Raw genomic sequence first — 16,839 nt, forward strand, 5'->3', positions numbered from 1 at the left:
CCCCTTACCGCGACTTCGCTTTGGCAAACATCGAATCGATATCGGTCTGCCGGGCCTGTTTGTTGGCCAAGTCGGCGTGCGGGTCGAATGCCCGCGTCGGACGAGTCCTCGCTGGATCCTCGCCGGACGCTGATGACCCGCCCGGACCGAATCCGCCGAGTATATTCTGCAGACGGTCCTCGATGTCTTCAAGTAACGAGGCCGCGTGGTTCATTTGCTGCGAGGTGATGTCCTGAAACTGGAGTGCCTCCATGATCGCATAGGCGTCGTTCAGATTCGACTCAGCTTTTTGTCGGATCGCGGTGATCAGCATGGCGACATCGGCCTGCTGCCGTGCATCGATCATGGCGATCAACTGCGCCAGACCGGTGATCACGTCTTCTTCCCGCTGCGTGATATGTTCGACCACGTCGAGCATCCGGTGCGCCGCCGCCTCTGTCTGCGCCGATATTTTGTCGAGCTGGTTGGTGGCCTGCGGCACCTTCTGCTGCGATTCAACCAGCGGCTCGCGGATCTGTCGCACAGCTTCAAGGAGTCCGCTCACCGACAAGGCGATCGAACTCAGCTCGCTTTGCAGCCGGCCGTAGATGTCTTGCGTGTCAGTCATTCCTGCCTCCCATGTGCATCAGCCGGCCAGCACCTGGTCGATCTTCGCCTTCAATGTCTCCGGCGTGAACGGCTTCACGATATAGTTGTTCACACCCGCCTTCATCGCCTCAATGATATCCTCTTTGACCGACCGCGTCGTCACCATCAAGACCGGGAGCGCCTTGTATTCGTCCATCGACCGCAACGTGGTGACGAACGCCAGGCCGTCCATCTCCGGCATGTTCCAGTCGGTGATTACGAAATTCACCTTCTCCTCTTTCAGTTTACCCAGCGCGTCCTTCCCGTCGGTGGCCTCGACCACGTTCTCGAAACCGGCCCGTTTGAGCGTATTGATAATGATCCGCCGCATGGTGGGGCTGTCGTCAACCGCCAGTATTTTGAGATCCGCCATATATCCTCCTGTCGATGGTGTCCTGCTCTATTGGTGTAACTGCCTGGCTATCTCATCGAGAAGCCGCGATGATTTGAACGGCTTGACCAGATAGGAGCTGGCTCCCACGGCCAGCCCGCGTTCGCGATCGTCCTCCCCCTCTTCGGAAGAGAGGATGATGATCGGCGTATCGCGATACGTTTCATTCTTGCGCAGCGTATCGATCAACGAATAACCATCCAGATTTGGCATGTTCAGATCCGTTATTACCAGATCCACTGGGGACGACAGACGCGAGATCTTCTCAATCGCATCCATACCATCCGATGCCGTCACGACTTCGAAGCCGCTGTTCTTGAGCGAGAACGAAACGAACTTGACGATGGTCGGTGAATCGTCGACAATCAGTATTTTCTGGCTCATACGACCTGTCCCGTCTGGTGACGGTTCCCCGTTACTTCCTCACTGTCACCGGTTTGATTTTGCTCAACAGTTCCATCGCCCGGGTAGCGCCGTCGGCCGCGCTCGTGCTCCTAGCCGCCAGTGGAGATGCCGCCGTCCGAACGGTGCATGGCGCCTGACGGGCCGGTTCGGCGGTGGTTACGGCCGCAGCTTCTTTCTGGTACACCAGGGCGTTCTTGAAGTACACGAGCTTGAACGCCTTGCTGATGCCGTGCAACGTCTCGGAATGTCCGATGAACAGATAGCCGCCCGGTCGCAGCGCATTGTAGAACCCGCGCACGATCTGCCGCTTCACGTCGTCGGAGAAGTAGATCATGACATTGCGGCAGAACACCATGTCCATGCCGCTCACCATGGCCAGCTTGCGCGAGTCATTCAGATTCATATGTGAAAACTTCACCAGCGCTTTGACTTCCGGATTCACTCGATAGCTGTCACCGGATCGCGAGAAGTATCGGGCAAGCAGGTCCGGTCGGACGCCTCTCATGGTTATGCCTGAATACTCCCCCAAACGCGCTTTCTGGAGCACCTGTTCGGAAATGTCGTTGGCGACGATCTCAATGTTCCAGCCTGCCGCATTCCGCAACCGCTCGAGAATGATGATGGCCAGGGTATACGGTTCCTCTCCGGTCGAACACCCGGCCGACCAGATGCGAAGCGTCCTGTTCCCCTTGCGGGTTGACTGCTCATTGATCACCAACGGGAGAGCCTCATCCGAGAAGCACTGCAACTGCGGTTCGTTGCGAAAGAAACTCGTTTCATTGGTAGTCACCAGGTCCATCAGGCGGTGGAACTCTTTCAGAGAGAGGTCGTACTTCACGTGGTAGAAATAGTCGCGGACGGTCTTGATCTGAAGATCCTCCATCCGCCTGGCCAGTCTGTTCTTGACCAGATACATTTTATTCTCAGGGAAAAAGATGCCGCTCCGTTCATGGATGAAATCCCGGATCAACCCAAACTCCTCAGCCGTCATTTCGATGTCGCCGTCCAATTGGCCCTGCATACTGGTTCCTTCGTGCCTGAACGTTCAGACTGAGAGATCACTGCTGACGTTTGACGGTCGCCTCGGCAAGTTTGTACAGTTGGTTAATGTTGAACGGCTTGATGATATAATCCACTACCCGGCTCCGCAACGCAGAGACCGCGCTGTCAACTGACGGAAATCCGGTCATCAGAATGACAGGGATACTCGGATACTCTTGTTTCAATTCGGCCGTCAGGGCCAGACCATCCATCTGCGGCATTTTGATATCACTTAGGACCAGGTCCACCGAACGGTCATGGAGGATCTCCAACGCCTTTTCGCCGTTTTCGGCAACGGCGATCTGCCACCCCTGTCCTGAAAAGAAATCATAGAGGAGATCGCGGATGAGCAGTTCGTCATCGACAACCAGGATTGACGGTTTAGACATGGTCGGCTCCTTCAAGCGTCGACACTGCCATGCCGATGGCAGTCTCCACATCTTTGTTGGTGTCGCTCCTCAATGAATGGAGAGCCGGCAATGCGTCGATCGCCCGCATCTGGGCCAGTCCCTTGATGACGGCGATCTTGACAATATCCTGCGAATCGGTCAGGTACGGCAGCACCAGCGCCGCGAGTGAGGGGTCCCGCAATTCCGCCAGTGCGTTGATGGCGTGGTAGCGCACCCAGACATCTTCGTCGTCCAGCAGGCATTTGATATCGCGAACTGCCACCCGGCCACAGAGCGCCACGAGCGCCGAAATGGCCGCTTTGCGCACACTGCTGTTCTCGTCGTTGAGCGCCACCCGTATAGGCTCCGGATCGCACACCGGTCCCAGCCGCGCCAGCGCGTTGATCGCGCTCTGGCGCACTGTCGCTTCGGGGTGATTGATCGCTTTGATGAGCGGGTCCACCACGTCCGCCTCCCCTATCATACCGAGGGCCGAGACCGCCAGACGTTGTCGCTCGGCGTTTTCGTGGTAGAGGTCGGCCGTGAACTTGGCGACCACCCGTGGCCCGCCAATAACGATCAGCGCGCCGAGGGCGGCCTCGCGCACGTCGCGATACACGTCATCGAGTCCGGAAAAAATGAAATCGACATCCTGCTCGGAGCATAACCAGCCGAGCGAGAAAAAGGCAGCCGAGCGGACATGACCGTTGGCATCCATCGCCAGACGTTTGAGCGTGGTCACGGCTCCGTTGAAGCCGCTGATCCCCAGCACCTGCGCTACCTTGCGCCGAACACCCGGATCGGTGTCATCGGCGACAGGAACGAGCATGGCGGCTACCGAATCGTCGACAATCTCCTTGACGATATCGAGAAGAACGATCTTGGCTTCCGGCGCAGCACCGCGGAGGCGGTCAAAAAACACTTCTATGGCAGGCTGACCGAGACCGGACAGCAGTTCCGACAGGCGGTGGTGATTCTCTTCAGGCAAGAATGGAATGGCGTCGACCAGACCGGCTAAAGAGGCGGCCGAAAGCCACCACGAGGGCCTCATCAGCGCGAAGTCGATCATCGCCTGGTCGCCGTTTCGCATGCCTTCAAGAACCGCTGCCAGAAACCGTTCGAGCGGAATATCACACTCGACAGCCCCGCGATTGCGTGCGTGAATTCTCACCACCGCAGCCAGCGCCGCCTCAGCGATCGACTGGTCTTTGTGGTCCAGAAATGGCAGGAGGTGAGGGACCGAGTCGGCGAGACCGATCTGCCCTATTGCGTCTATGACGGCGAACAACAACACCGGGTCGTCGGCAACAAGCCCGGCATACAACTGATGCAGCGTTTCTGATGTACCGATCTTACCGAGCGCCTCGACAACCGACAGGCGGATCTCCTCCCGCGTTTCAAAAGCGGCCATGAGGTGAGGAACAGCCCTGTTGTCTCGGATCTCTCCCAGCGCCTCCGCGGCGGAACACGCCACATTGCTGTTGGCGTCGCCAAGCCGGTCGCAGAGCGCTTCGACCGCCTGCGGGTCACCGATCAAACCGAGGACATCAACCACGAACTTGCGGACATCGTGGTCATCGACAGTAATGTTGGCCAGCAGCGCCGGTACCGCCTCACGACCAATTCGCACGAGAATCTCGGAGGCCAGGTTGCGGGTGCCGATATCCTGATGCTCCAGAAATCGAATCAGGAGGTGCGAGACGGTGGGACGGTTGGCGCGCACGAGCGAGTCGGCCGCCAGTTCGCGTATACCCAGGTCTGGGTCCTCCAGCGCCAGTACCAGACCGGCCAGCGCTTCATCCTGGGCGTAGGTCGCCAGTTCCCGCACCGCCAGTTCACGCGTCGTGAACTCGGGAGACTGCAATCCTGCCAGCAGCTCAACAACCCGTGTAGACGTATCCCGCATTCCTTCCACCCCCGCCAATGACACCTCTCTCTCAGAGCGTAGTGACCGGCTGATACGACGAAAGCGCTTCCTCTTCAGAGGAGAAGATCTCGAAAATGTGCGACAACTGCGTGATATCGAAGATCTCCTGCACGTAGTTAGCCAGGTTGGACAACGTCAGGCGCCCTTTGAACATCCTGACTTCTTTCATGATCGACACCAGCGCCCCCAGTCCGGAGCTGTTGATGAAATCGACTCCGGTGAGGTTCAGGTGTACGCAGGTGGTGTTCTTCCCCAGCAGCTTCTTCACCTGTTCCTTCAGGATCGTGCCGCTGGCCAGATCCAGCCTGCCGTTGAGCTGCAGTACCGTCACCGGTCCCTGCTGCCGCGTTGAAATCTCCATAGCGTCCTCCGCTTGCACTTATAAAGCAACCGTGTTCTTCTCGCGTTTCACCCTGATAGTGACCGTCAGACCGCCGCCGGCGTTTTCCCGAAACGAGACCTCGCTCGAACAGTGCCGAATCAGATCTATCCCGCGGCCCCCTTCCGCCAGCAGGCCGGGCGGGCTCTTTCGCTCAATCGCCTTCACTCCTCCAACCCCTTCGTCCGTTATATCGGCACTTATCTCCGTTTCGTTTACCGCGATGTCCACGAGGATTCTCTTATCCGGTTGTCGCCGGTTGGCGTGTACCAGTGCATTGGTAAACGCCTCGGACATGGCCAGCATGAGCCGCTGAGCCGGTGTTGCCTCGACGTGGTATTTCCTCAAAACCCTCTCAACATCATCCAGAAACCGGCCTTCCGATTCGCTTATCGACGGATAGCTGAATTGATATCGCTGCGTCGTCATTTCACCCACACCTGCAGCACCGTGAAATCATCGTGAGTGTCATCCGGCGCGCCTTTGGAGAACGCGTCCACCGTCTCTTTCATCTTCTGACAGAAGGCCGACGGCGCCAGCTCCAGTCCGGCTACAAAGGCCTGTTCGGCCCGCTCCCGGCCGAACAACTGGCCATAGATGTCTGCTGCCTCTGTCAAACCGTCTGTGAAAAGAAATAGCCTGTCGCCGGTCCTCAACTGACACTCCTCTTGTATAAAAGCACAGCCCGGGAACTGCCCGACAATCGGTCCGCCTGCCGCAAGATTGCGCACTTGCCTGGCGGTACTGTCCCAAAACAGGCCTGGCAGGTGCCCGGCATTACAGTAGCTCAGCGTCCGGGCGGCAACATCGACCCTGGCCAGAAACAGCGTGACATACATCTCGCGGTCCTTGACAATGCTGCTGGCCAGGAGATCGTTGAGCGCCCCCGCCAGTTCCGCCATGGTTATGGCAGGATTGGTGCACAGCAGCGACCGGATGATGCCAGACGCCGCCGACATCACCAGCGCCGCCGGCACCCCCTTGTTGGACACATCGCCCAGCAACACGACAAACGACGAGTTATCCAATCTTGCGATATCATAGAAGTCCCCACCGACTTCGCGGGCCGGGTGGTACACGCTTCCAATCTCCACCCCTTCAACTGCCTGAAGATTCTGTGGGAGAATCGTCTCTTGCACCTGCCGGGCGATCTGCATCTCCTGTTCGACCTTCTGGCGCCTCAAAGTCTCTTTCATCAGGAGGGCGTTGTCGACCGCCACGGCCACGAAATTCAGGAGCATCTCCAGGATCTCCTGGTCTTGCGAATTGTAGGGGCCGCCGTTCGCCTTGTTTATGATGATCATGACGCCAAAGCATTTCTCGGCGGTCCGGATCGGCAGCGCTATCAGTGAGTTGAGCGCAATTCCTTCGGTACGAAGCCCGATATCGTTCTGAACGATCGCCTGGCCCGAGCTGAAACAGAAGCTCGGCAGATCCATCTGCTCGCCGTGCTTGAGCGAACGGGCGAATGTCTCGCTCACTCCCCACGAGATCTTGGGCTTCAGTTCCCCCTCTTCTTCCATCATGATAAGCCCGACCTCACCGTCAACCAGGCGGATCGCCATGTCCATAACCACCGACAAGACCTTGTCGATCTCATGTATCGATGTAATGACCGCCCCCATGGTGGTCAGGTCGCAGAGCTGCGCCTTCTGAACCCCAAGGCGGGCTTCCAGTTGCTCGATCTGTGATTCCCAGTTGTACACGGTAGCCATATGCCAACTGTATCGGCAGGTCGAGAAGATTGGTTTATAGATGAACAGGACAATAGGGCACTCAGAAATTCCGGCAACAACCTCACTGAGCGATCATCCGAAGATGCGAGATTTGTAAGTTGGAGATCACTTGCTGCGAAACCGAAGGCGAATTGGCACGCCCTCGAAACCGAACTGCTCTCGAAGCTGATTGGTCAGATACTGGATATAGGTCTTATCGACCAGCTTGGGGTGATTGGTGAAAAACATGAAAGTCGGCGGCGCCGTGTCGGTCTGTGTCAGATACTTGAACTGAATATGCTTCCCCTGCCGTGCCGGAGGTTTGCGCCGACCAACCGTCCTTTGCAAAAACTCATTAAGCTCCGCCGTTCCTACTCGGCGATTATGCTCGGCGTGAACCTCTCTGACCAGACTGAGTACCTTAGCGACACGCTGACCGCTAATCGCTGAAATGTACATGATCGGCACGAACTCATGCTGCGCCAGAATCTCTTTTAACTCGGCTGTGAACTTGTCGGCCGTCTTGGCGTCCTTTTCAATCAGGTCCCACTTGTTGACCGCCACCACCGCCGCTCGGCGATTCTCAAGCACTTCGGCCAGTATGCGCTGGTCCTGTGTCGTTATTCCCGCGGCAGCGTCCACAATCACTACTCCGACATCGCAATTTTCGATAGCACGCGCCGTCCGAAGCGTCGTGTAGAACTCGATACTCTCCGCCACTTTGTACCGCCGGCGAAGTCCTGCCGTGTCGATCAGCACAAACTTCTGCCCATCCACTTCGATAGGCGTATCGACCGAATCCCGCGTCGTCCCCGCTATCGGCGAGACGATCAGTCGCTCCTGCCCGAGCAGTTTGTTGATGAACGAGGACTTCCCCACATTCGGCCGTCCCACAACTGCCACCCGAATCACACCGATCTCGGCCTCCGACTTCGCCTCGGGTACCGGCAGCCTGGCCACTAATTCGTCCATCAGGTCGCCGATACCGCGTCCTTCAGAGGCGGATACCTGCCACGGTTCCCCCATTCCGAGCTTCACGAACTCATAGCTGCCGGCAGAATAATCTTCAGTGTCAACTTTGTTGGCGACCAACAGACACGTCTTCTTAGCTTTCACCAAACTGCGTGCAATCTGCTGATCCGAGGTGTCGATTCCTACCTGAGCATCCACCATTAACAGCACCAAATCCGATTCGTTGATGGCGAAATCGGTCTGATCCAAAATCAGTTTTTCCATCATGTCTTTGGTGCCCGGCACCATGCCGCCGGTGTCCACGAGCAGGAATGAAACGCCGTTCCAATCACACGTGGCGTAATTGCGGTCCCGCGTAATGCCGGCCTGCGCATCCACCACCGCCAACTTCTTCCGAAGGAACCGGTTAAAAAGCGAGGACTTCCCCACGTTGGGGCGCCCCACAATCGCGACTACCGGGAGACTCATGAAAAGGCTTCTTTGATCGTGGCAGCCAGGTTGTACTGGCCCACCAGTACCGGCTTGCCGAGCGAGCGCTCGAACTGCGCCAGCGAGAGATTATCGAGAAAGAGATCGTCGGCATTCAGGCAATTGGGTGGAAGCACGATCGTATCATATACGTCGATTCGGCTCCGTGCTTCTCGAAGCAGGTCCTGCCCGGTCAACAGCCCGGACACCGTCACGCTCTCCCCCCAGAATCGATTCACGACCGGTTGAACGCTGACTTTCAGCTTCAACTCTTGGGTGACGAACGGCAGAACCTCCGAATTCAAAAACGGTTGCGCCGAATATCCGGTCAAAAACAAAACGCGTTTCTTAGAGCGAATAGCGCGGAGTCGGCTCCGTCGCCGATTGAACATCGTGATAAACTCACGCGCCATCCCGATCCCGTTTTCGAACTGGTTCATCTCTTCGTAGGTATGCCTGGGCGGAAACGGCCGCCTCGCCGCAACATAGAACTCATCCGCCGCCCAGACAAATCGTGTCCCGTGTTCTCGCAGATACTCGTTCTGCTGGCTCTCGATGTAATCAATGATCGGACCCGCCTCCTCCGGCGTGTATGTCCGCAGATTCGGCAGGTCGTCGCGATATTTCGTCAACCCTACCGGCACCACGGCAAGCGTCTCGACACCCGGATATATCCCGACCAGATCATTGACCGTTTTTTCAAGTTGCGGCCCATCATTGATGCCGGGGCACAGCACCACCTGCGTGTGCACGGTAATACCCCCCTCGGCCAGTTGCCTGATACGCGGCACAATCGGCGCCAGCTTCTCGTTTTTCAACATGCATCGCCGAAGTTTGTCATCGGTGGCGTGCACTGAGATGTAAATCGGCGACAGCCGCTGCTCGATAATCCTCGCAATATCCTCGTCGGTGGTATTCGAAAGAGTAACAAAGTTACCGTGCGTAAACGACAGCCGGTAATCCTCGTCCTTGATATACAGAGCTCGCCGCATCCCCTGCGGCTGCTGGCGGATGAAACAGAAGATACAGTCGTTCTTACAGGTCCGGACTTTGTGGTCATCAAGTGTCAACCCCAGATCCCCCGCGCCGACATCATCGAACTGGAACGCCAGTTCCCGCCCGGCGTCATCGGCAAACAGGATATTCACGCGCTCCTCGGCGATTCGAAACCGGAAATCGATCACATCTTCGACCTTCGATCCGTTCACGGCGACCAGCGAATACCCCGGCCGCACATAACCAAACAGCGGCGACCCGGGCGATACATCCAGAATTCTCATTACGTCCTATATCTGCCAACACAATAAACGGGCCTTGTGGCCCGTCGCTTTCACGCTAATTGCTTGGGGAATATAGACAAACACGGTCGGAAGTCAAGGGGGGCAGACTCAGATATCGATCAGTCATGAACTTCAACTTGACTTCAACGGAGGATTCAATATCTCTTCCGTCGGTGACCTTCCGCATAAATAAGGAAGACGAAGTGCGTATTTGGATAGCATACATCGATGAAAGTGGCACACATGGGAATTCATCACATGTTGTAGTTGCATCTGTGCTTGCCGCAGCTAACGCCTGGCAGGAGCTACGTCCCAGGTGGGAACATGCCTTGAAATCCCGCGGGCTCACGCGCTATCATGCGCAGGAATTCAATCGCAGATCAGGTGAGTACGCACAGTTAACGAGTCAAGAATTGAATTCGTGTGCCGCCGAGCTACTGCAGGCGGTAAATGACACTCAGATACAGTACGTCGTGTATGTCATTGAAAGATCGCTGTTCGAATCAAAAAAGCCAACCATTTCGGTATATGACTACTTGCTGGCCACAACCATAGCAGATTTAATGATCAAGGGCGAGGCTGATGGCATTGATGCTTTGTTTGTAATCATTGAGCAGGGGTCCGGTTTGGACACCACTCTGTGCGATTTGTTAACGAGAGCGGCTTATGCACGTAGATTGGGACCTGTGGGACATATTAGCTGGCGCCCTAAGGAACCAGAACTATTCCAACTGCAGGTAGCCGACATGATTGCCTTCGAATCATACAAATATATAACATCACCCACCAAAGCGGTGAGAAGGTCCTACCAAGCAATCACTAGTGGACACCCACTCGCACCATATCTGATTCATGCCAGTATGCTGGATTGCGATTTGCCCAAAGCACGAGAGTTCTTGGATAGATTTCAGAAATGAAAAATGCGTTCCTGATAGACCGGTTCCGTCCTCAGCTTCCGTTCCCCTGCAACACCCCACGTTTCATAATACTTTGAACCCTTAATACCCAAAATTGGGTACTTACAGTTCAAACTATATGGCCCCGGCTCTTGGCAGTCAAGAATCAACAATTGCCGATGACAGAACGACGATCAGATTTGGTTCAGCGCTGATAAGCGGATTGGAAACTCGATACAAGCGGGCGATGGGACTCGAACCCACGACGTCAAGCTTGGGAAGCTTGCATTCTACCACTGAATTACGCCCGCGTGGTAAACCGTAACCGAATCTAACCTTCCGCTCCCCCCTTGTCAACTGCCGCCCCCCGGCGAAACTCTAACCCTTCTTCCCCGTAATCCGGACCGTTATAATCGATATTTCATACAGCACATACAGCGGCACCGCCAGAAGCAATTGCGTGAAGACATCAGGAGTCGGTGTCAGAAAAGCCGCCACGACTAAAATAATCACGACCGCAAACCGCCTCCCCTTCGCGAGAGTTGACGAACTGATCACCCCAAACCGCCCCAGTATGTATGCGACAATTGGTAATTCAAATCCTGCCCCAAAGCCGAGCATCAACATGCCGGTAAATGTCAAATAGCTGTTAACCGTGATAATCGGGCTGAGCAAATCGCCGGAAAACCCAATCATGAACTGCAGCGACCACGGCAGTACAACGTAGTAACAAAACAGCGCCCCCGCCACGAACAGCACGGTAGCCGAACCAACAACGGCCAGCGTCAGCTTCCGCTCTTTTTGGTAAAGTCCGGGCGATACAAACGCCCAGAGCTGGTAGAATACAATCGGCAGCGCCGCAATAAGCCCGGTTATCAACGCCACTTTCAGGTACGCCGTAAACGACCCGGTCACCTCGGTAACATGCAGCTTAATATTCCCCAGCGGCGCCACAAACCAGCGCATGATCGGGTCGGCAAAATACAGCGCCGCCATTGCCGTCAGAATCACCGCCCCAAACGCTTTGAGCAGCCGTTTCCGCAGCTCTTCCAGATGGTCCAGAAACGGCATCGATCCAAACAAGCGCTGTTCGGGCTGATTCTCCGGTTGGTCGATTGGCTTGCTCATACCGCCGACAAAAAGCGGGGATAGGACGGAAATGTCAATTCAATAAGGAGCGACGTAAAGGCGTCGTAGGTCGGGTTCCGAGCACGTCTCAATATGTATCTGAAATGATAGCCCGAAGCGAGATTCGAAGGAGTATGCAAGTTTGGCACTACCTCAGCGAGAAACCCGACACCGTAGGCCAATGTTGTCATTCCGGCCGCCGAGAGCCGGAATCCAGCCGTCGGTCGGGTTCCGAAGTGAGCTTAAATGGTCTGAGCGCAGCGCGAACGCAGAAACCCGACACCGGAGGCTCTTGTGAGTCATTGCGAGACGACGCGCTTCGCGGCGGCGAAGTCAATCTCGACCTCGTGCTAAGCACATTCGAGATTGCTTCGGCGAAGCGCCTCGCAATGACTGCTCACGGATTTTCGCAACACTCCCCTACGTTGCGGGCCCCTCTTTCGGGCGCATCGTCGATTTCTGTTTCCGAAGCTTGTTCATCTCCGACATGAACTCGTTAATATCCTGGAAATCCCGATACACCGAGGCGAATCGGATATACGCCACCTCATCGGCTTCACGGAGTCTGGCTATCACCATCTCGCCGATCTCTTTGCTCTCAATCTCCCCCTTGCCGGCTGCATGAATCGAGGCCTCGATATCATCCACCATCGTCTCCATCTGCTGACTGGAGACCGGGCGTTTATTGCAGGCCAGTTTGATACCGTGAAGTACCTTACTGCGGTCGAACGGCTCGCGGCGGTCATCGGACTTGAGCACGGTCACCATGCTCTGCTCCACATATTCGTAGGTGGTAAAGCGCGCGCCGCAGCTAAGGCACTCGCGACGGCGACGGATCGCCCGGCCGTCCTGCGATGGTCGGCTGTCGACTACCTTGTCTTCCTCTTTACCACACTGCGGACAGCGCATGGTCGTTTATGTATCTATGAGATTACGAGAAATCCGGCTACGGCTTGTTGGTCTCGGTCTTCACCCAATTGATGTAATCAGGAAACGCCGCCACGAGCGGAAGCGCGATTATCTCGGGCAGTTCGTACGGGTGGTTCTCGATCACGTACTCCATCAGCGCCTGGAATTTCTGCTTGGTGGTCTTGACAATCAACATAGACTCTTCGTCGGTCTGGACGGCATCATCCCACCAGAAGTACGAATGAATTCTCGGCACCACGTTGATACAGGCGGCCAGTCGTCGTTCGACCAGCGCCATGGCCATCTTCTCCGCTTCATCCCGCGGAATCGATATGTATACGATACGAACTGATTCCATCTATGTCCTCACCTTTCGTCCGAGCTTTCTCTCGACAGACTCGATCTTGCCGGCGAGCCGGTTTTTGGCCCCCTTCCGGTCATCCACCGTGATTATCATATATACGCGGCTGTGCTGCTTGCGAAGCATGAGCCGCGCGCGGTTTATCAGCTTCATCACCGGCTCCCATTCCCCCTCAATAATTGTCGCCATCGCCGTCAACTTGTACGGCAGCCCGCTCCGGTCAATCAAGTCGATCACCTTTGCGACATCCGCTGAGACCGATGGTCCCCGCTTGTCGGTCGGAAACATGGTCAATTGAAACAACATGTTCAGACTTCCTGAAGCCGCTCGGCATACAGGGGAAATTTCTCGGAAAACAGTGCCACCTCGTTGGCAATCTGTCCCAATACGGCGTCATCCTTCCTATTCTTGAGCGCCCGGTCGATAAACTCCGCAATCACCGGCATCTCTTTTGTGCTCATGCCGCGCGTTGTCACCGATGGCGTCCCTATCCGAATGCCGCTCGTTACAAACGGCTTCTCCGGGTCAAACGGCACCGTATTTTTGTTCACCACAATCCCCGCTTTGTCCAGGGCGTTCTCCGCCTTCTTCCCGGTCATCCCTTCGACACCAATAAACGACACCAGGAACAAATGCGTATCCGTGCCGCCTGCGACCAGTTTATAGCCACGAGCTTTGACCGCCTCCGCCAGCGCCTTCGCATTGTCGATAATTCGTTTCTGGTACGCCTTGAATTCCGGCTGCAACGCTTCTTTGAACGCAACCGCTTTCGCGGCGATTACATGCATGAGCGGCCCCCCCTGTATGCCCGGCATGACCATCCGATCCAAATCGGCCGCATATTTCTCCTTGCACATGATCATCCCACCGCGCGGCCCGCGAAGTGTCTTGTGTGTGGTGGTAGTGACAAAATCGGCGTACTGTATCGGCGATGGGTGCAGCCCAGCCGCCACCAGTCCGGCGATGTGGGCGATATCCACCATCATGTACGCGCCAACCGCGTCACACACCTCGCGAATTCTCTTGAAATCCCAAAACCGCGGATACGCCGATGCTCCCGCCACGATCATCTTCGGCTGGATCTGCTTCGCTTCTTCCATCATCCGGTCGTAGTTCACCATCTCCGTCTCGCGATCCACTTCGTAACCGTGAAACTGAAACAGAAAACCGGAGAAATTGATCGGATGCCCGTGTGTCAGATGCCCGCCGTGCGACAGCGCCAGCCCCATGACTTTGTCTCCCGGTTTTAGAACCGTAAAATAAACCGCCATGTTCGCCTGTGAACCGGAATGCGGCTGCACATTCACATGCTCGCACTGAAAAAGTTCTTTGGCCCTGTCCCGCGCCAGATTCTCCGCAACGTCAACAAATTCGCACCCGCCATAATACCGCTTCCCCGGATACCCCTCGGCGTACTTGTTGGTCATGACGCCACCATTGGCCTCCAGAACTGCCTCGGAGACATAGTTCTCCGATGCTATCAGTACCAGCTTGGTGGCCTGCCGGTGCGTCTCCTTGAGCATTACTTCAAACAGTTCAGGATCGACTTGCTTAAGATATGACATATCGAATCTCCGCAATTCAATGGCAAACCGAGCGCTTCACCGCCCGGCCAAAACGCTTTGCGTTTGAAGGTATACAAAAGGGTCAGCGAGGTCAACAGGCGCAGGACTCACAATCCTGGGGGTTCGATGCGCTGGTCATTTGCCTGATGGAAACCTGACAGATCAAACGTTAGAACGCTCTGCCCGTCATTGCGAGGAGGATTCGCCGAAGGCGAACCGGACGAAGCAATCTCTGGTGGTTTCATACGCAACTCGTTCCGGCAGTTCTTGCTTGCCCGAGGCGAAAAACTGCACTCTCGATTCAAACTGCCTGCTTCATCGTCGAGAGCGAGTTTCTGGCTGCGCAACCAAGGAGGGGGCCGTAGGGCAGAACCGCTTCTGGTTCTGCCGTTCTTCGTTGCGTCGGGTCCTGTCGTTCGCCGACAGGCGAGTGATGTGACCAGGCTCTTGCTGGCGTGCCGCCCTGAGCGGAGTCGAAGGGCGACCATTGCTACCTCCGGCTCCGCACCGCCCCCCTCGGCCGCCAAAGATATTTATCGAGATCAATCTCCCCCGCTTTCGAAACTTTCACTCCCTCGCGCTTCAACAGCGCCACCTGCAATTCAAACCCACCCCCTCGCGGCAGTGAAATGCGCCCCTGACTATTGATCACCCGATACCACGGCAGATTCTCTTTCTCGGCATACGCATTGAGCACCCACACCACCTGCCTCGCCCCTCGTGGATTCCCCGCCATCGCAGCGAGCAACCCGTACGTCACAACCTTACCGCGTGGAATGCGCTTGAGGACATGTCTTGCCCTATCTGAAAATGAATCCGCCATTGAAGTGGACATGAATTAAGTTGAACGTGCTGTCAGGCGTCCTCGCCTGACAGTTGTCCCAGCGCTAAGAGTGTCGGGCGGGGACGCCCGAAACCACCGTTATCGCTACCGTGCATCTTCTTCAGACTTAATCTTCCCCACCCTCTTCTCGTGCCGCCCCCCTTCGAACTTCGTCTCAAGAAACGTCTTCACTATCTGGTCAACCTGTTCCTCTGGCGTGTACTTTGCCGCGAGTGTCAGCACGTTGGCGTCGTTGTGCAATCGTGTGAGCTGCGCCATTTCCACATTGAGCGCCATCCCCGCCCGCACGCCCCGCACCTTGTTGGCTGCCATATTCATGCCATTGCCGGTCCAGCAGACCGTAATTCCGTAGTCGACCGTATGGTCGGCTACGGCATGTGCTACTTTGAGACCGTAATCCGGGTAATCAACCGATTCGGTGGAGTTGGTGCCGAAATCGGTCACCTGATGGCCGAGCCGTCTGAGGATCTCCTTGATCTTCTCCTTGAGCTCGAACCCCTTATGATCTGCGCCGACCGCTACTTTCATCACACTGCAACGTGATTGTATTTCGGCACCGGTGTCAGCCACTCCCATTTATCCGGCGTCCTGCCGTCGATAACGCTGAAAAACGCCTTCTGCAGCCGCCTGGTGACAGGACCCGCTTTGCCGTCACCGATTTGAATGCCGTCGATCTGCGAAATCGGTGTTACTTCGGCGGCCGAGCCGGTGAAAAACACCTCATCGGACAAATACAGCGCCTCGCGCGGAATATCCTGCTCGATAACTTCAATCCCCAAATCTTTGGCCAGCGTGATGATTGAGTTGCGAGTGATCCCTGGGAGAATCGAGGCCGAAAACGGCGGTGTGATCAGTGTCCCTTTGCGAACCAAAAAGATATTCTCGCCCGAGCCCTCGGACACATGCCCGAACACGTCGAGCGCTATCCCTTCCACATACCCGTGCGCAATAGCCTCTAACTTGATAAGCTGACTATTCATGTAGTTGCCGCCAGACTTGGCCATCATCGGCATCGTGTTTGGTGCATTCCGGTTCCACGAGGAGACGCAGACCGAAACCCCCTTCTCAAGCGCCTCCGGACCGAGATATTTCCCCCAATCCCAGGTCGCTATCGCTACCTCTATCGGTGCACCTGTCGGATCAACACCAACCGTCCCGAATCCTCGGTACACCACCGGCCGCACATAACACTGGTCGAAACGATTCTTTCCCACCAACTCTAAAATAGCTGCATCTATTTGGTCCATGCTGAACGGAATGTTCATCCGGTAGATCTTGGCTGAATTGAACAAGCGCTCGGTGTGTTCCCGAAGTCGAAATGCGGCCGGCCCTCTGGGGGTCTTGTACACGCGCATCCCCTCGAACACTGAGGAGCCGTAATGGATCACATGTGACAGGATATGTATCTTGGCATCTTCGAAACGGACATAGTCGCCGTTCATCCAAATGAATTCAGCCAGCGCAGCAGCCATATTGCACCCTCCGGGTGTTTTAACGTCTTATATGCCTAAATGATACGCAAAAGCGCCGGTCGGTTCAACG

20 protein-coding genes and 1 tRNA gene are annotated in these 16,839 nt (G+C 56.0%); 1 reads left to right on the top strand and 20 read right to left on the bottom strand.

What is annotated here, in order from left to right; translation table 11 throughout:
• Positions 1-4: 4 nt before the first annotated feature.
• The 11 genes from AB1644_02300 to AB1644_02350 form a co-directional block, all read right to left on the bottom strand.
• Complete coding sequence (locus tag AB1644_02300) at positions 5-607, bottom strand: protein phosphatase CheZ (GenBank protein ID MEW6049879.1); 603 nt, start codon at positions 605-607, stop codon at positions 5-7.
• Positions 608-625: 18 nt separating this feature from the next.
• Positions 626-1,000 (bottom strand): response regulator, encoded by a 375-nt coding sequence (locus AB1644_02305; GenBank protein ID MEW6049880.1) that lies wholly within the window; start codon positions 998-1,000, stop codon positions 626-628.
• A gap of 27 nt (positions 1,001-1,027) precedes the next feature.
• Positions 1,028-1,402, bottom strand: a complete 375-nt coding sequence (locus tag AB1644_02310; GenBank protein ID MEW6049881.1) for a response regulator — start codon at positions 1,400-1,402, stop codon at positions 1,028-1,030.
• 31 nt (positions 1,403-1,433) lie between these two features.
• Positions 1,434-2,444: a protein-glutamate O-methyltransferase CheR gene (locus AB1644_02315; protein MEW6049882.1), complete on the bottom strand. Its 1,011-nt coding sequence runs from the start codon at positions 2,442-2,444 to the stop codon at positions 1,434-1,436.
• A 37-nt stretch (positions 2,445-2,481) separates the two neighbouring features.
• On the bottom strand, positions 2,482-2,853 hold the full coding sequence (locus tag AB1644_02320; protein ID MEW6049883.1) for a response regulator: 372 nt from the start codon (positions 2,851-2,853) through the stop codon (positions 2,482-2,484).
• A complete protein-coding gene (locus tag AB1644_02325; protein ID MEW6049884.1) occupies positions 2,846-4,759 on the bottom strand; it encodes a HEAT repeat domain-containing protein in 1,914 nt (637 codons plus the stop codon). Before AB1644_02325 ends, AB1644_02320 begins: the two co-directional genes overlap by 8 nt.
• Before the next feature lie 31 nt (positions 4,760-4,790).
• Positions 4,791-5,141 (bottom strand): STAS domain-containing protein, encoded by a 351-nt coding sequence (locus AB1644_02330; protein MEW6049885.1) that lies wholly within the window; start codon positions 5,139-5,141, stop codon positions 4,791-4,793.
• An 18-nt stretch (positions 5,142-5,159) separates the two neighbouring features.
• Positions 5,160-5,588, bottom strand: coding sequence for an ATP-binding protein (locus tag AB1644_02335; GenBank protein ID MEW6049886.1), 429 nt, complete (start codon positions 5,586-5,588; stop codon positions 5,160-5,162).
• Complete coding sequence (locus AB1644_02340) at positions 5,585-6,874, bottom strand: SpoIIE family protein phosphatase (protein ID MEW6049887.1); 1,290 nt, start codon at positions 6,872-6,874, stop codon at positions 5,585-5,587. Before AB1644_02340 ends, AB1644_02335 begins: the two co-directional genes overlap by 4 nt.
• Before the next feature lie 126 nt (positions 6,875-7,000).
• Positions 7,001-8,314, bottom strand: coding sequence for a ribosome biogenesis GTPase Der (gene der, locus AB1644_02345; GenBank protein MEW6049888.1), 1,314 nt, complete (start codon positions 8,312-8,314; stop codon positions 7,001-7,003).
• Positions 8,311-9,594: a DUF512 domain-containing protein gene (locus AB1644_02350; GenBank protein MEW6049889.1), complete on the bottom strand. Its 1,284-nt coding sequence runs from the start codon at positions 9,592-9,594 to the stop codon at positions 8,311-8,313. The genes der and AB1644_02350 overlap by 4 nt, the downstream gene beginning before the upstream one ends.
• A gap of 125 nt (positions 9,595-9,719) precedes the next feature.
• On the opposite strand from AB1644_02350, the gene AB1644_02355 reads away from it, so the two are divergent.
• Positions 9,720-10,511, top strand: a complete 792-nt coding sequence (locus AB1644_02355) for a DUF3800 domain-containing protein (protein ID MEW6049890.1) — start codon at positions 9,720-9,722, stop codon at positions 10,509-10,511.
• A 218-nt stretch (positions 10,512-10,729) separates the two neighbouring features.
• Here AB1644_02355 and AB1644_02360 read toward each other — a convergent pair.
• From AB1644_02360 to AB1644_02400, 9 genes are all read right to left on the bottom strand, one after another.
• Positions 10,730-10,801 (bottom strand) — tRNA-Gly (locus tag AB1644_02360).
• A 67-nt stretch (positions 10,802-10,868) separates the two neighbouring features.
• Positions 10,869-11,618: a twin-arginine translocase subunit TatC gene (gene tatC / locus AB1644_02365; protein MEW6049891.1), complete on the bottom strand. Its 750-nt coding sequence runs from the start codon at positions 11,616-11,618 to the stop codon at positions 10,869-10,871.
• Positions 11,619-12,038: 420 nt separating this feature from the next.
• Positions 12,039-12,527: a transcriptional regulator NrdR gene (gene nrdR, locus AB1644_02370; GenBank protein MEW6049892.1), complete on the bottom strand. Its 489-nt coding sequence runs from the start codon at positions 12,525-12,527 to the stop codon at positions 12,039-12,041.
• Between the two features lie 37 nt (positions 12,528-12,564).
• On the bottom strand, positions 12,565-12,885 hold the full coding sequence (gene cutA / locus AB1644_02375; GenBank protein MEW6049893.1) for a divalent-cation tolerance protein CutA: 321 nt from the start codon (positions 12,883-12,885) through the stop codon (positions 12,565-12,567).
• The gene (locus tag AB1644_02380) at positions 12,886-13,194 is read right to left on the bottom strand and encodes an MTH1187 family thiamine-binding protein (GenBank protein ID MEW6049894.1); all 309 of its coding nucleotides are present in this window, start codon (positions 13,192-13,194) and stop codon (positions 12,886-12,888) included.
• Between the two features lie 2 nt (positions 13,195-13,196).
• A complete protein-coding gene (glyA, locus tag AB1644_02385) occupies positions 13,197-14,468 on the bottom strand; it encodes a serine hydroxymethyltransferase (GenBank protein ID MEW6049895.1) in 1,272 nt (423 codons plus the stop codon).
• Positions 14,469-14,943: 475 nt separating this feature from the next.
• Positions 14,944-15,288: an MGMT family protein gene (locus tag AB1644_02390; protein ID MEW6049896.1), complete on the bottom strand. Its 345-nt coding sequence runs from the start codon at positions 15,286-15,288 to the stop codon at positions 14,944-14,946.
• A gap of 93 nt (positions 15,289-15,381) precedes the next feature.
• A complete protein-coding gene (rpiB, locus tag AB1644_02395; GenBank protein MEW6049897.1) occupies positions 15,382-15,825 on the bottom strand; it encodes a ribose 5-phosphate isomerase B in 444 nt (147 codons plus the stop codon).
• Positions 15,825-16,769, bottom strand: a complete 945-nt coding sequence (locus tag AB1644_02400; protein MEW6049898.1) for a branched-chain amino acid transaminase — start codon at positions 16,767-16,769, stop codon at positions 15,825-15,827. Before AB1644_02400 ends, rpiB begins: the two co-directional genes overlap by 1 nt.
• Between the last annotated feature and the right edge of the window lie 70 nt (positions 16,770-16,839).

Source organism: Candidatus Zixiibacteriota bacterium, assembly GCA_040753875.1.
GTDB lineage: Bacteria > Zixibacteria > MSB-5A5 > GN15 > FEB-12 > DATKJY01.